Raw genomic sequence first — 11,805 nt, 5'->3', positions numbered from 1 at the left:
GCGTAGAGAGCTGCCGCAATTCGCTCCACTTAGGACAGTAGGAGGGTAGGAGACTTAGAGGAGTTGAGATATCGTCAGAGGCTCAACAACAGAAATCCCCGGCGACCGCGCCAACGGTCCCGGGGGATGGACGAAGCCGCGAAAGGGCTCCGACATGACTCACTTTATCGCCTGGGTGTTCTTCGCCTGGGCCGGCATCCTGTTGGCTGGCTTGATAGCGCTGTACCTGCCCGTGGAAGCGGGCCCGGCGTTCCAACCCAAGCCCACTGTCCCCGCTGCCCCGTCCTGGCCGGAGATGCCCGCCCTGTGGGACATTCCGGCACACGTGATCCAGCGGATGCAGCCGCTGAACGCCGAGGATCACGTCCCGGTCCGCCCCTACACCCCCGAGGCGGTCGAAGGCCCGGAGTCGGACGAGACGCACCACGAGCCCATCCCCGAAGCCATCGAAGAGCCCACCCCGGTCGAGCCAGCGCCCGAGCCGACCCCCGAAGCCCCGGAGCTGACCTTGCCCCGACCGGCCACGGTCCGGGTCGTCCCTCTCTGGGTCGCGGCCATCCTCGAAAACCAGCGGCGGACGCTCGAAGGGGTGACTGCGTGATGGCAGGCGACCCGAAGGCTTACCGCTGCTGTCGATGTGGGAGGAAGACCGCCGACGGGGTGGTTGTGGGCACGGTAGATCGTGTGAGCGGCCCGGCATACGTCCAGTGGGCGTGCCGAACTCCCTGCACCCCGGTGAAGACCCGCTAGACCCCTCATAGCCCCGTCCGGGCCGATCTCGGGCGGGGCATTCATTCAGCCTCTCTTACTACGGGAAGAGGCACCAGGCGAACGCCTGGCGCCACGCGGGCAGCCAGGCGCCCCTCGTGGTCGTCGTCCTCCTGAACCGCACCCTCCGGGTCTCGGTCACCGACGACAGCCCCGAGCTCCCCGAGCAGAGAACGTCCGCCGATCCGTACGAACTCTCCGGCCGCGGGCTCCACTTGGTCCGCTCGCTCACCCACCGCTTCGGCACCGACCCGCGCAAGTGCGGCAAGTCCGTCTGGTTCGAGCTGGACGCCGCCGCGTGAACCCCGAGCGCCGGCCGATCCGACCCACCGACCCCCGGGTCCGCGCCTACACCGAGGCGCAGATCACCACACTCCTCGCCGAACTCCACGAGCGCGGCCGCAAGTTCGGCATCATCTGGCCGAGCTCCGGCACCGACCGGACCATCGACGGCCGCGTTCTCGTCCGCTTCGGCACCGCGCCCTCCACCACCCTCCTGAACCTCCTCAACCTCCTCCTCGACGCCGAGCGGAGGGCCGACCACCCCACCGAACAGGCCCCCGAGCGAGGTGACCCGTGGGCGTCCTGATCCCCCTCCTCACCCAGGCCATCCACACCGAGCGCACCACCATCGCCTACCTCGCCGTGGAGACCGTCCCCGACGCCGCCCTCCAACTCCGCCTCGCCGTCGACCTCGACGTCCACGCGGGCCCGGGCGAACACCTCGCCATCCCCCTCACCCGCGACCAGGCCGACGAGCTGCTCCACGAACTCGCCGCCCGCCTGGGCCGCCGCGTCATCGGGGTGCAGCGATGAGCCTCGGCAGCTCCGCCGGCTTCCTCGTCGCCACCGCCTTCGTCCTTCTCCTCGCCCTCGCGCTGCTCACCGTCGTCCTCGGCGTGATCACCGCGCTCAAGGTGAACCGGCACAGCGACGACGACCCCACCCGCGGCGGCATACCCCGCTGATCGCCTCACCGATCACCCCCGCGCGGCGGCTGCCGCCCCAGCCGCCGCGGATCCAGCGGCACCCCCAGCACCCCCAGCACCCCCGCACAGGAAGTCGGCCCGTCCGACTTCCCACTCCACCCACCTCGGCATTGCAGACTTGCCCCTGGCCACCCGGGCAAGCGAAAGGCAGGGCCTCCCCGAGGAAAGCCCTGCCCCACAGACACCACCGACCGGCCGACTACCCGCGATCCGAACCCGGCTCGGCGGCACCATCCGAGGTCGCCGCGGGCTTCGCCGAGAGGATCTCGCGGGCCTGCTCCGCAGCGCGCGCCATGTTCTCGCCGACGAAGTCCACGAAGCGGGCGATGCCCTCCAGGCGGACGGCCGCCGGGGTGTCGGGGCCGAGGATGCTGACGCCCTGCCGTGCGGTCTCGGCGAGTTGGGCGTGGGACCGGGCGCTGGCGATCATCCCGTCGTACCAGACGTCGTTGTCGACGATGTAGCGCTCGCGCCGGCGTTCGTCGCGTTCGCTGCGGATCAGGCCCTGCCCTTCGAGGAGCGTGGTCGCCTTGGAGATGGACGCCGGGCTGACCTGCAGTCGCTGGACGAGCTCGGACGCCGTGAGGCTGCCCGCGTCGGTGGTGTAGAGGCAGGCCAGCACCCGGGACGTCATCTTGGGCAGGCCCGATTGCATGAGAAGGGTGGTGAACACCTCCTCGTACTGGCGCACGGCCTCCGGGTCGCGCCCGTCGGCCGGTGCGGGCGCCCCGGCCCCCCGGGGCGCGGCCTGCCTGGGCCGGTTGGTGCGGTGTTCGGTCGCCCGGTGGGCCAGATCTGCGCGGTAGGCGCCGGGGCCGCCGTTGCGCATCACCTCACGCGTGACCGTCGACGTGGGGCGGTCGAGACGCCTGGCGATCTCCGCGTAGGCGAGCCCGTCGGCCACCCCCAGCGCGATCTGCTGGCGTTCCTGCTGGGTGAGCCTGCCTCCCGGCATCGCGATCTCCCTCCGTGGGTCCCTGACGCCGCCAGCATAGCGTTCACTCTCCACGCATTGCAACGATCAGAGCATCTGACGTTGCGTTGAATCCAGAGCGGTTGCAACGATATTCGCCCTCTGGCCTGCATGAACACCGATCTCATGCAACGAATCTGTTGCCATACTTGCGAACGCAACGTAGCTTTTCCATCGTCAGAAACGACGAGCCGAAGGACAGCACGATGCAGAAGTTCGCCACCACCGCCCCGATCACCACCGTCCTCGACATCCCCGCCGGCCGCATCCGCCTCATCGCCGCCGACCGCACCGACACCACCGTCGAGGTCCTCCCCGCCGACGCCACCAAGAACCGCGACCTCAAGGCCGCCGAGCAGATCACCGTCGACTACGCCGACGGCGTCCTGCGGATCACGGCCGCACCCGCCAAGAACCGCATCCTCGGCAACTCCGGCGCCGTCGAGATCACCGTCCAACTGCCCGCCGGCTCCCACATCCAGGCCAGCACCGCCGCCGCCGACCTCCGCGGCGTCGGCCGCCTCGGCGACGTCACCTTCGAAGGCGCCCAGGGCACCGTCAAGCTCGACGAGACCGCCGCCGCCCACCTCACCCTCCAGGCCGGCGACATCACCGTCGGCCGCCTCGCCGGCCCCGCCCTGCTCACCACCCAGCAGGGCGACCTCACCATCACCGAAGCCCTCCACGGCACCGCCGAACTGCGCACCGAGCACGGCGACATCACCATCACCACCGCCCGCGGCACCTCCGCCACCCTCGACGCCGGCACCACCTACGGCCGCATCCACAACGCCCTCAAGAACACCGACGACACCACCACCCTCACCATCCACGCCACCACCGCCCACGGCGACATCACCGCCCGCACCCTCTGACCGGCCAACCCCGCAAAGGAGCACTCCTCATGACCACCCTGGCCATCGCGGCGAACGGGCTGCGCAAGTCCTACGGCGACAAGACCGTTCTCGACGGCATCGACCTGGCCGTCCCCGAAGGAACGATCTTCTCCCTGCTCGGGCCGAACGGCGCCGGCAAGACCACCGTCGTGAAGATCCTGTCCACCCTGATCACCGCCGACGGCGGGCAGGCCCGGATCGGCGGTCACACCCTCGCCACCGACCCGCAGGCGGTCCGCGCCGCGATCGGCGTCACCGGCCAGTTCTCCGCCGTCGACGGGCTGATCACCGGCGAGGAGAACATGCTCCTCATGGCCGACCTCCACCACCTGTCCAGGCGCGAGGGGCAGCGGGTCACCGCCGAACTGCTGGAGCGCTTCGACCTCGTCGAGGCCGCGAAGAAGCCCGCCTCCACCTACTCCGGCGGCATGAAGCGCCGACTCGACATCGCCATGACCCTGGTCGGCAGCCCGCGGATCATCTTCCTCGACGAGCCGACCACCGGCCTCGACCCCCGCTCCCGCCACAACATGTGGCAGATCATCCGCGAACTGGTCGCCGACGGCGTCACCGTCTTCCTCACCACCCAGTACCTCGACGAGGCCGACGAACTCGCCGACCGCATCGCCGTACTCAACAACGGCCGGATCGCCGCCCAGGGCACCGCCGAGGAACTGAAGCGCCTCGTCCCCGGCGGACACGTACGCCTGCGCTTCACCGACCCCGCCGCCTACCGGAACGCCACCACCGCACTGCACGACGCCACCCACGACGACGACGCCCTGACCCTGCAGATCCCCAGCGACGGCAGCCAGCGCGACCTGCGCACCGTCCTCGACCGGCTCGACGCCGCCGGCATCGAGGCCGACGAACTCACCGTCCACACCCCCGACCTCGACGACGTGTTCTTCGCCCTCACAGACGCCGGCACCATCCCCCACCAGACCAAGGAGACCGTCCGATGAGCACCCTCACCCTCGCCCTGCGCGACTCCAACACCATGCTGCGGCGCAATCTCCTGCACGCCCGCCGCTACCCCTCCCTCACCCTCAACCTGCTGCTCACGCCGATCATGCTGCTGCTGCTCTTCGTCTACATCTTCGGCGACACGATGAGCGCCGGCATCGGCGGCGGCACTCCGGACCGCTCCGCCTACATCGCCTACGTCGTCCCGGGCCTGCTGCTGATGACCATCGGCAGCACCGTGGTCGGCACGGCGGTGTCCGTCTCCAACGACATGACCGAGGGCATCATCGCCCGCTTCCGCACCATGGCGATCCACCGCCCCTCGGTGCTCGTCGGGCACGTCGTCGGCAGCGTGCTGCAGTCGGTCACGAGCGTCGTCCTCGTCGGCGCCGTCGGCGTGGCCATCGGCTTCCGGTCCACCGACGCCACCGTCCTGGAGTGGCTGGCGGCGTTCGGACTGCTCGTGCTCTTCGCCCTGGCCCTCACCTGGATCGCGGTCGGGATGGGCCTGGTCAGCCCGAACGCCGAGGCGGCCGGCAACAACGCGATGCCGCTGATCCTGCTGCCGCTGCTCTCCAGCGCCTTCACGCCGATCCACTCCATGCCGGGCTGGTTCCAGCCGATCGCCGAGTACCAGCCGTTCACCCCGGCCATCGAGACCCTGCGCGGCCTGCTGCTCGGCACCGGCATCGGCCACAACGGCTGGCTCGCCGTCGCCTGGTGCCTCGGCCTCACCGTCCTCGGCTACGTCTGGTCGACCTCGACGTTCAACAACGACCCCAGGTAACCGCCATGACCACGCGGGCCACGACCCGCGACCCGTCCCCGGGGCGGCGCAACTCCGACACCACGTCGGACCTGCGCCGCCCCGTCGGCGTTCCCGGCCGCCCGCGGACGGCGCTCAGCGCATCCGGCGGACCCGGAGCACGCAGAAGCCCACCAGCAGGACGGTGACCGCCAGGCTCAGACCGGTCTGGGTCCAGTGCATCACCCACTCGTCGGCCGGCGGGTGGTACGTCGTGTACGCCTGCACGATGGTGTCGTGGTGGGCCAGGCACTCGGACGACGGGCACACCCGCGCCCCGTCCGCCGTCACACTCGTCCAGTCGCTGTCCAACGGGATCCGCAGGCCGTCGTTGGTGATCAGACCGTTCCCCACCACGTCCGATTCGAGCGGGGTGTTCGTCGGCAGGTGCCCGGTGGCGACCATGCGCGTCTGATCGTCCGGCAGCGGCCCGGCCATCTTGACGGCGGCGAACGCCTCGCGGGCCGGCGCCAGCAGGTAGCGCCCGGCGTCCACCGCGAACCGCACGGCGAGGGTGAGGACGGCCGTGACGACGATCGAGGCGACGACCCGCCGCACCACCAGGCCGACCGCCGCTCCCAGCGCGACGGAGAGCAGGCAGAACCCCACCAGCGACGGCCCCGACGCGGTACGGCTCATCCAGGTGAACCAGTGGTAGTAGCCGGGAACGGCGAAGCGCCCCTGGACCACCCCGGCCCACCAACCGGAGACGACCGCGAGCACGCACGACCCCAGCAGGGTGAGGAGCAGCGGCACCCCCAGCCGGGCGGCCAGCCAGCGCTGCCGCGACACGGACTGCGTCCAGGCCAGGGCGTACGTCCCGGTCTCGAACTCGCGCGCCAGCAGGGGCGCGGCGAAGAAGACGCCGAAGGCGACCGGCAGGGCCGCCAGCAGCCAGCCGGTGACCAGGACGGCGATGCCCCACCGGTCGTCCAGGGCGATCGCCTGCCCGCTCAGCGCCTCGCACTCCGGGGGGAAGTAGACGACGTTGCAGCCCTGGATGTGCTGGGCCTCCACGAAGTCCTGGAGCCGGCTGCCCAGGACGAGCATCCAGCCGCTGAGCAGCAGGACGACGGCGCCGGCTATCAGGAGCGGGGTCCGCTCCTGGCGCAGGCTCAACCAGACGGCGCCGCGCGCGATGCGCCGCTTCGGCGGCCGGGAGCTCGACACGGTGGTCGGTTCGGACATCTCCGCGACGCTCATCGGGCCGCCACCTCCTCGCGCCCGGTGGTGCTCGCGCCCGGCCCGGCCAGGGACCGGTCCAGCGGGGCAGGAGTGCGCAGATAGGCCATCAGAATGTCCTCCAGGTTCGGCCGGCTGACGTCCCAGCCCGGGTCGATCGCGCCCAAGGGCTTGAGCAGTGCCGTCGCCTGGCGGCCGGTGCGCCGCAGCTCGACGATCTCGTGGCGCGCCAGCTCCGCCGGCGGCCCGTCACCGCCGTCGCCGGCGCTGCCGACCACCAGGCGGTGGTCGTCCAGCAGGTCCTCGACGTCGCCGGTGAGCCGGATCCGCCCGTCCCGCAGCACGGTGACGTGGTCGCAGACCCCGTCCAGCTCGGCGAGGACGTGGGAGGAGATGAGGATGGTCGTCCCGTGCTCGGCCGCCTCGGCCATCAGGATGCCGGTGAGCTCCTGGCGGGCCACCGGGTCGACGTCGGCGAGCGGCTCGTCGAGCATCAGCAGGTCGGGGCGCTTGCCCAGGACGAGCGCGAGGGCGACGCGGGTGCGCTGGCCGGCGGTGAGCGTGCCCACCCTGGCGTCCGGCGGGAGGTCGCCCATCCGCACGATCCGCTCCGCGACCTCCTGGTCCCAGCCCGGGTTGAGCTCCCGGCCGGTCCGCAGCGTCTCCGCGACGGTGAACCTCGGGTAGAGGGGCTTGTCCTGCCGCAGGTAGGCCGTGCGCCGGAGGGCGGCGGTCTCGCGCGGTCCGTTCCCGAAGACCGTGACCGCGCCCTCGGTGGGTTCGAGGAGTCCGGCGGCGAGCGCCATCAGCGTGCTCTTGCCGGCGCCGTTCGGGCCGACCAGCGCGCAGACGCGGCCGGCCGGGAGCCGGAGTTCGCAGTCGCGCAGGGCCCAGCGCCGGCGGTACTTCAGGCCGAGCCCGACCGCCTCCAGGGCGGGGGCGTCGTCGGTCGGTCGGTGCTGCACTGCGGGGTGGTTCACCCGGACTCCTCGGGGGCCTCGGTGCTGGTGGGGTAGGCGCGGTCCAGGGCGGTGTCGACGAGCGCGGCGACGTCCTCGCGTTCCAGCCCGGCCTCCTGGGCGCGGGCGATCCACGCGGTCAGGTCGGCCTGGAGCGCCAGGTCCTCGATGGTCCGCGGTTTCGCCAGGGACTTCCGGACGAAGGTCCCGACGCCTCTTCGGCTCTCGACCAGGCCCTCGCGTTCGAGCTCCCGGTAGGCCTTGAGCACGGTGTTCGGATTGATCGCCGTCGCCTCCACCACCGCGCGGGCGGTGGGGAGTTGGTCACCGGGCTGGAGCACGCCGAGCCGGAGTGCCCGCTTCGTCTGCTCGATGATCTGCAAGTACGGCGAGAGACCGCCGCGACGGTCGATGAGGTACTCGACGATGGGATCCCTCATTCCACTAGTTATCTAGTGGAATAGTGCCCTCGGCCATGAGGCGCCGTCAACTCCGACCATGACGACCCCACTCGACGACCGGGGAGCGGCCCGGACGACCGGGGCCGACCCCCGTCCTCGTCGGCCCCGGTCCTCCGGCGCGGCGCGGCGGCCGCCCCGGCCCCGCTGTGACCCCCACCACTTCCGCCCTCCCCGTGCAGCACCCGGCGCCCGCCCACCGTCATGAGGACAGGAACACGCCGAGGAGAGAAGCCCCATGACCGTCAACCCGCCGACCGGCCCCGCCCGGTGAGGCTCCGCAGGCGCGCCGCGGCCCCGGCCGCGCCACCGATCGACTTCACCGACTTCGTGCACCGGCGCTCCGCCGCGCTCTTCCGCACCGCCCACCTGCTGACCGGCGACCGCGACCTCGCCGAGGACCTCGTCCAGGAGGCCCTGGAGAAGGCCTGCCGCCACTGGAAGCGGGTGTCCGCCGCCGACTCGCCGGAGGCGTACGTCCGCCGGATGGTCGTCAACCTCGCCAACGACCGGTGGCGCCGGCGCGGCCGGGCCGGCGAGCGCGCCCCTGCGGACCTCGACGGACTCGCCGCACCGGGCGGTGACCCCTACCGGGCGGTCGACCTGCGCGACGAGCTGATCCGCGCGCTCCACACCCTCCCGATCGGGATGCGCAGCGTGGTCGTCCTCTCCTACCTGCACGACCTGGACGACCGCCAGATCGGCGAGATCCTGAACATCTCCCCCGGCACCGTGCGCTCCCAACTCGCCCGCGGACTCGCCAAACTCCGCACCGCCACCGCCCGGCCGACCCCTGAAGGTGCGCGATGACCACCGACGACCCCGACCTCGGAAGGGCCCTGCGCCACGCCATGGACAGCTACACCGACACCGCCACCGCCCCGGCCTTCGACGCCCCCGCGATCCTGCGCCGCACCCGCCGCCGTCGCGGCCTGCTCGCCGGCGCGGCCTGCGCCGCGGCGGTCGCGGCGATCGCCACCGGCGCGCTCCTGCTCCCCTCCCCGGCGCCCGCACCGCCCGCCTCGGTCGCCCCCGGACCGACCGCACCGACCGGTACACCGACCGCACCGCGACCGAGCGCACCCCAGCCGACCCCGCCACGGCCGACCGGCACCGCGACACCCGCCACCGACCCGGCCGCGACCGGCACCGCGACACCCGTCACCGGGTTCGGCCAGCCCTCCGCCGCGCCGATCGTGCCGCCGGGCACGGCCACCACGATCGTCCCGAACGTCACCGGCCTCACCCGGGCCGCCGCCGAGCAGACCCTCACCACCGCCGGCTTCCGCGTCGAGATCCACCTCTTCACCGACTGGAAGGTCCCGGGCGGATCCGTCATCGCCGTGGCGCCCCTCGCCGGCACCGCGCTCGCCCCGGACTCCGTCGTCACCCTCTTCGTCTCCAAGGGCAAGCCCTGACCCCGGTCCCGAGCCCGCCGCACCGGACGTCGGCCGGTCCGACTTCCCGCTCCTGCGCAGGCGAACCTCCGGGGCACCCCCGAGGAGAACCCCGAGGTCGGGTCCTCCTCGGCAACGAGAAAGGCCGGGGTCGGGATCGCCGCCGAGACTGAGGATCCGGGGGCGGGCGGGACGGAGCATGGAAGTACGCCCACCGGAGAGCCCGGCCCGGGCGCCAGGATCACGGAGACCACCATGAGCCGCCTCGCCCGCCCCCGTCACAACCGCGTCATCGCCGGCGTCTGCGCCGGGATCGCCGAGCGCTTCGGCCTGACCCCGTGGACCGTCCGGATCATCTTCCTCGCCTCCTGCCTGCTCCCCGGCCCGCAGTTCCTGATCTACCTGGCGCTCTGGCTGCTGCTCCCGCAGGAGCCGTGAGCCCGGAGCGGCGAGCGGCTACCCCGGAGCGGCGAGCGGCTGCCCCTGAGCGACAGCCGCTGAGCGGCGAAGCGGCGGGCCGTGGGCCCCGAACGCCGAAACGGGCCGCCCGCGCCCCCGGGATCACCGGGGTGCGGGCGGCCCGTCGGCCGTGGCGGGGAGCGTCAGCCGCCGAGACCGGGCAGGGCGCCGGTCAGACCGCCGATCGGGGTCTTGTCCAGGCCGGGGATGCTCGGCACGGCGGCGCGGGGGGCGGCGTCCTCCGCCGGGGCCGCGGCCTGGCCGGCGCTCGGGGCCAGGGTGCCGAGGGTGCCGGCGACCTTGTCACCGCCGGGCAGCTTGCTCGCGGTGTCGGTGACGGCGCCGGTCACGGCGGGGTTGGTCACCGCGCCGGTGGGAAGCCCGAGGCCACCCGCGGCGGCCGGGTCGGCGGACGCGCTGCCGGCGCCGACCGCCGCGATGGCGATGCCGAGCACGGCGGTGCCGGCGGCCTTGAGAGTGGCCTGCTTCATGTTCGTCCCCTTGGATCCTCGTCGGTGGCCGACATTCACGGCGGGGCGACGGGTTCCGCCACCTCCGCCGGTCGGCGTTGACTGCCACACCGTAGTGATCGGATCCCACGAGGATCAAAAGCCGTTAACCCACACGAGTGGGTAGTCAGATGAACGCCAACACCCAGGGGTGACAAGGGCGTTCATCCGACCGTCCGCACCGCACTCAGGCCTTGGCGCTGAACAGCCACTCCGCCTTGAGCTCGGCGTAGCCCGGCTTGATCACGTCGTTGATCATCGCCAGCCGCTCGTCGAACGGCAGGAACGCCGACTTCATCGCGTTCACGGTGAACCACTCCATGTCGCCCAGCGTGTAGCCGAACGCCTCCACCAGGTGCCCGAACTCACGGCTCATGCTGGTGCCGCTCATCAGCCGGTTGTCGGTGTTCACCGTCACCCGGAACTTGAGCCGGCTGAGCAGCCCGATCGGGTGCTCGGCGTACGAGGTGGCCGCCGCGGTCTGGAGGTTGGAGGTCGGGCACATCTCCAGCGGGACGCGCTTGTCGCGCACGTACGCGGCCAGCCGGCCGAGCTCGACGCTGCCGTCCTCGTTCACCGTGATGTCGTCGACGATCCGCACGCCGTGGCCGAGCCGGTCGGCGCCGCAGCACTGCAGGGCCTCCCAGATCGACGGCAGGCCGAAGGCCTCGCCCGCGTGGATGGTGAAGTGGTTGTTCTCGCCCTTGAGGTAGTCGAAGGCGGCCTGGTGGCGGGTGGGGGGGTAACCCGCCTCGGCGCCGGCGATGTCGAAGCCGACCACGCCGCGGTCGCGGTGGCGGTTGGCCAGCTCGGCGATCTCGGAGGACCGGGCGGCGTGCCGCATCGCGGTGATCAGGGTGCCGACGCGGATCCGGTGACCGGCCGCGCGGGCGTTCGCCTCGCCGAGGCGGAAGCCCTCGTTGACCGCCTCGACGACCTCGTCGAGGGTGAGGCCGGCCTCCAGGTGCTGCTCCGGGGCGTAGCGGACCTCGGCGTACACGACGCCGTCGGCGGCCAGGTCCTCGGCGCAGTCCGCGGCGACCTTGATCAGGGCCTCGCGGGTCTGCATCACGGCGCAGGTGTGCGCGAAGGTCTCCAGGTAGCGGACCAGCGAGCCGGAGTCGGCGGCCTCGCGGAACCACTCGCCGAGTTCCTTCGGGTCGGTGGTGGGGAGGCCCTCGTAGCCGACCGCGGCGGCCAGCTCGACGATGGTCTCCGGCCGCAGCCCGCCGTCGAGGTGGTCGTGCAGGAGCACCTTCGGGGCGCGGGCGATCTGGTCGGGGGTGGGGATCCGGGGGCCGTTGCCCGCGGTGGTGACAGGGATCTGGTTCTCCATTGCGGGAGTGTAGCTCCTACGCGCGTAGACAGGCCACACCCGCGCGGCCGGTTCGGCCAATGTGCACCGGGAATTCCACCGAAGGGCCGAGCGCACCGCCCGGACGCC

At 72.1% G+C, this 11,805-nt stretch carries 17 protein-coding genes; 11 read left to right on the top strand and 6 right to left on the bottom strand.

All coding sequences use genetic code 11. The features are described 5' to 3' along the window. The first annotated feature begins 154 nt into the window (after positions 1-154). The 5 genes from ACWDRR_RS20915 (at position 155) to ACWDRR_RS20895 (ending at position 1,736) form a co-directional block, all read left to right on the top strand. Positions 155-601, top strand: a complete 447-nt coding sequence (locus tag ACWDRR_RS20915; RefSeq protein WP_449773664.1) for a hypothetical protein — start codon at positions 155-157, stop codon at positions 599-601. A 265-nt stretch (positions 602-866) separates the two neighbouring features. Continuing rightward, the gene (locus ACWDRR_RS20910; protein WP_449773663.1) at positions 867-1,070 is read left to right on the top strand and encodes an ATP-binding protein; all 204 of its coding nucleotides are present in this window, start codon (positions 867-869) and stop codon (positions 1,068-1,070) included. After that, positions 1,067-1,357 carry a hypothetical protein gene (locus ACWDRR_RS20905; protein ID WP_449773662.1) on the top strand — a complete coding sequence of 97 codons (291 nt, stop codon included), beginning with the start codon at positions 1,067-1,069 and terminating at the stop codon, positions 1,355-1,357. The genes ACWDRR_RS20910 and ACWDRR_RS20905 overlap by 4 nt, the downstream gene beginning before the upstream one ends. Then, on the top strand, positions 1,345-1,584 hold the full coding sequence (locus tag ACWDRR_RS20900; protein WP_449773661.1) for a hypothetical protein: 240 nt from the start codon (positions 1,345-1,347) through the stop codon (positions 1,582-1,584). The genes ACWDRR_RS20905 and ACWDRR_RS20900 overlap by 13 nt, the downstream gene beginning before the upstream one ends. After that, a complete protein-coding gene (locus ACWDRR_RS20895; RefSeq protein ID WP_449773660.1) occupies positions 1,581-1,736 on the top strand; it encodes a hypothetical protein in 156 nt (51 codons plus the stop codon). The genes ACWDRR_RS20900 and ACWDRR_RS20895 overlap by 4 nt, the downstream gene beginning before the upstream one ends. A gap of 220 nt (positions 1,737-1,956) precedes the next feature. Here ACWDRR_RS20895 and ACWDRR_RS20890 read toward each other — a convergent pair whose 3' ends face one another. Then, a complete protein-coding gene (locus ACWDRR_RS20890) occupies positions 1,957-2,712 on the bottom strand; it encodes a helix-turn-helix domain-containing protein (RefSeq protein ID WP_449773659.1) in 756 nt (251 codons plus the stop codon). Positions 2,713-2,936: 224 nt separating this feature from the next. On the opposite strand from ACWDRR_RS20890, the gene ACWDRR_RS20885 reads away from it, so the two are divergent. The 3 genes from ACWDRR_RS20885 to ACWDRR_RS20875 are packed head-to-tail and all read left to right on the top strand — an operon-like array spanning position 2,937 to position 5,379. Next, complete coding sequence (locus ACWDRR_RS20885) at positions 2,937-3,605, top strand: DUF4097 family beta strand repeat-containing protein (RefSeq protein WP_449773658.1); 669 nt, start codon at positions 2,937-2,939, stop codon at positions 3,603-3,605. Between the two features lie 29 nt (positions 3,606-3,634). Further along, positions 3,635-4,591, top strand: coding sequence for an ATP-binding cassette domain-containing protein (locus ACWDRR_RS20880; RefSeq protein WP_449773657.1), 957 nt, complete (start codon positions 3,635-3,637; stop codon positions 4,589-4,591). Beyond that, positions 4,588-5,379: an ABC transporter permease gene (locus ACWDRR_RS20875; protein ID WP_449773656.1), complete on the top strand. Its 792-nt coding sequence runs from the start codon at positions 4,588-4,590 to the stop codon at positions 5,377-5,379. Before ACWDRR_RS20880 ends, ACWDRR_RS20875 begins: the two co-directional genes overlap by 4 nt. A gap of 114 nt (positions 5,380-5,493) precedes the next feature. Here ACWDRR_RS20875 and ACWDRR_RS20870 read toward each other — a convergent pair whose 3' ends face one another. Genes ACWDRR_RS20870 through ACWDRR_RS20860 form a run of 3 tightly spaced genes read right to left on the bottom strand, consistent with a single transcriptional unit; the run spans position 5,494 to position 7,978 of the window. Beyond that, positions 5,494-6,600 carry a hypothetical protein gene (locus tag ACWDRR_RS20870; RefSeq protein WP_449773655.1) on the bottom strand — a complete coding sequence of 369 codons (1,107 nt, stop codon included), beginning with the start codon at positions 6,598-6,600 and terminating at the stop codon, positions 5,494-5,496. Further along, a complete protein-coding gene (locus ACWDRR_RS20865) occupies positions 6,597-7,559 on the bottom strand; it encodes an ABC transporter ATP-binding protein (RefSeq protein ID WP_449773654.1) in 963 nt (320 codons plus the stop codon). The genes ACWDRR_RS20870 and ACWDRR_RS20865 overlap by 4 nt, the downstream gene beginning before the upstream one ends. Further along, entirely contained in the window at positions 7,556-7,978 is a 423-nt protein-coding gene (locus tag ACWDRR_RS20860) for a GntR family transcriptional regulator (protein WP_449773653.1), read from the bottom strand. Before ACWDRR_RS20860 ends, ACWDRR_RS20865 begins: the two co-directional genes overlap by 4 nt. A gap of 288 nt (positions 7,979-8,266) precedes the next feature. Here ACWDRR_RS20860 and ACWDRR_RS20855 point away from each other — a divergent pair, with 288 nt between their 5' ends. The 3 genes from ACWDRR_RS20855 to ACWDRR_RS20845 all read left to right on the top strand — a co-directional run bounded on the left by ACWDRR_RS20855 (position 8,267) and on the right by ACWDRR_RS20845 (position 9,831). Then, positions 8,267-8,806, top strand: coding sequence for a SigE family RNA polymerase sigma factor (locus ACWDRR_RS20855; protein ID WP_449773652.1), 540 nt, complete (start codon positions 8,267-8,269; stop codon positions 8,804-8,806). Then, positions 8,803-9,414, top strand: coding sequence for a PASTA domain-containing protein (locus ACWDRR_RS20850; RefSeq protein ID WP_449773651.1), 612 nt, complete (start codon positions 8,803-8,805; stop codon positions 9,412-9,414). The genes ACWDRR_RS20855 and ACWDRR_RS20850 overlap by 4 nt, the downstream gene beginning before the upstream one ends. Positions 9,415-9,648: 234 nt before the next feature. Beyond that, positions 9,649-9,831, top strand: a complete 183-nt coding sequence (locus ACWDRR_RS20845) for a PspC domain-containing protein (protein ID WP_329488007.1) — start codon at positions 9,649-9,651, stop codon at positions 9,829-9,831. A gap of 164 nt (positions 9,832-9,995) precedes the next feature. Here ACWDRR_RS20845 and ACWDRR_RS20840 read toward each other — a convergent pair whose 3' ends face one another. Together ACWDRR_RS20840 and ACWDRR_RS20835 are read right to left on the bottom strand one after the other, a co-directional pair. Then, positions 9,996-10,343, bottom strand: a complete 348-nt coding sequence (locus ACWDRR_RS20840; protein ID WP_449773650.1) for an ATP-binding protein — start codon at positions 10,341-10,343, stop codon at positions 9,996-9,998. Between the two features lie 205 nt (positions 10,344-10,548). Next, a complete protein-coding gene (locus ACWDRR_RS20835) occupies positions 10,549-11,697 on the bottom strand; it encodes an adenosine deaminase (RefSeq protein ID WP_449773649.1) in 1,149 nt (382 codons plus the stop codon). Positions 11,698-11,805: the final 108 nt, after the last annotated feature.

This window comes from Kitasatospora sp. NPDC003701 (genome assembly GCF_053587085.1).
The sequence above is the reverse complement of the archived record's forward strand: the minus strand, read 5'-3'. Positions and strand labels throughout refer to the sequence as shown.

Bases quoted from the DNA above. Each gene is read 5' to 3' on its own strand.
- ACWDRR_RS20915 (WP_449773664.1), top strand. From the start codon at position 155: ATGACTCACTTTATCGCCTGGGTGTTCTTCGCCTGGGCCGGCATCCTG.
- ACWDRR_RS20895 (WP_449773660.1), top strand. From the start codon at position 1,581: ATGAGCCTCGGCAGCTCCGCCGGCTTCCTCGTCGCCACCGCCTTCGTC.
- ACWDRR_RS20890 (WP_449773659.1), bottom strand. From the start codon at position 2,712: ATGCCGGGAGGCAGGCTCACCCAGCAGGAACGCCAGCAGATCGCGCTG.
- ACWDRR_RS20885 (WP_449773658.1), top strand. From the start codon at position 2,937: ATGCAGAAGTTCGCCACCACCGCCCCGATCACCACCGTCCTCGACATC.
- ACWDRR_RS20880 (WP_449773657.1), top strand. From the start codon at position 3,635: ATGACCACCCTGGCCATCGCGGCGAACGGGCTGCGCAAGTCCTACGGC.
- ACWDRR_RS20875 (WP_449773656.1), top strand. From the start codon at position 4,588: ATGAGCACCCTCACCCTCGCCCTGCGCGACTCCAACACCATGCTGCGG.
- ACWDRR_RS20870 (WP_449773655.1), bottom strand. From the start codon at position 6,600: ATGAGCGTCGCGGAGATGTCCGAACCGACCACCGTGTCGAGCTCCCGG.
- ACWDRR_RS20860 (WP_449773653.1), bottom strand. From the start codon at position 7,978: ATGAGGGATCCCATCGTCGAGTACCTCATCGACCGTCGCGGCGGTCTC.
- ACWDRR_RS20850 (WP_449773651.1), top strand. From the start codon at position 8,803: ATGACCACCGACGACCCCGACCTCGGAAGGGCCCTGCGCCACGCCATG.
- ACWDRR_RS20845 (WP_329488007.1), top strand. From the start codon at position 9,649: ATGAGCCGCCTCGCCCGCCCCCGTCACAACCGCGTCATCGCCGGCGTC.
- ACWDRR_RS20840 (WP_449773650.1), bottom strand. From the start codon at position 10,343: ATGAAGCAGGCCACTCTCAAGGCCGCCGGCACCGCCGTGCTCGGCATC.
- ACWDRR_RS20835 (WP_449773649.1), bottom strand. From the start codon at position 11,697: ATGGAGAACCAGATCCCTGTCACCACCGCGGGCAACGGCCCCCGGATC.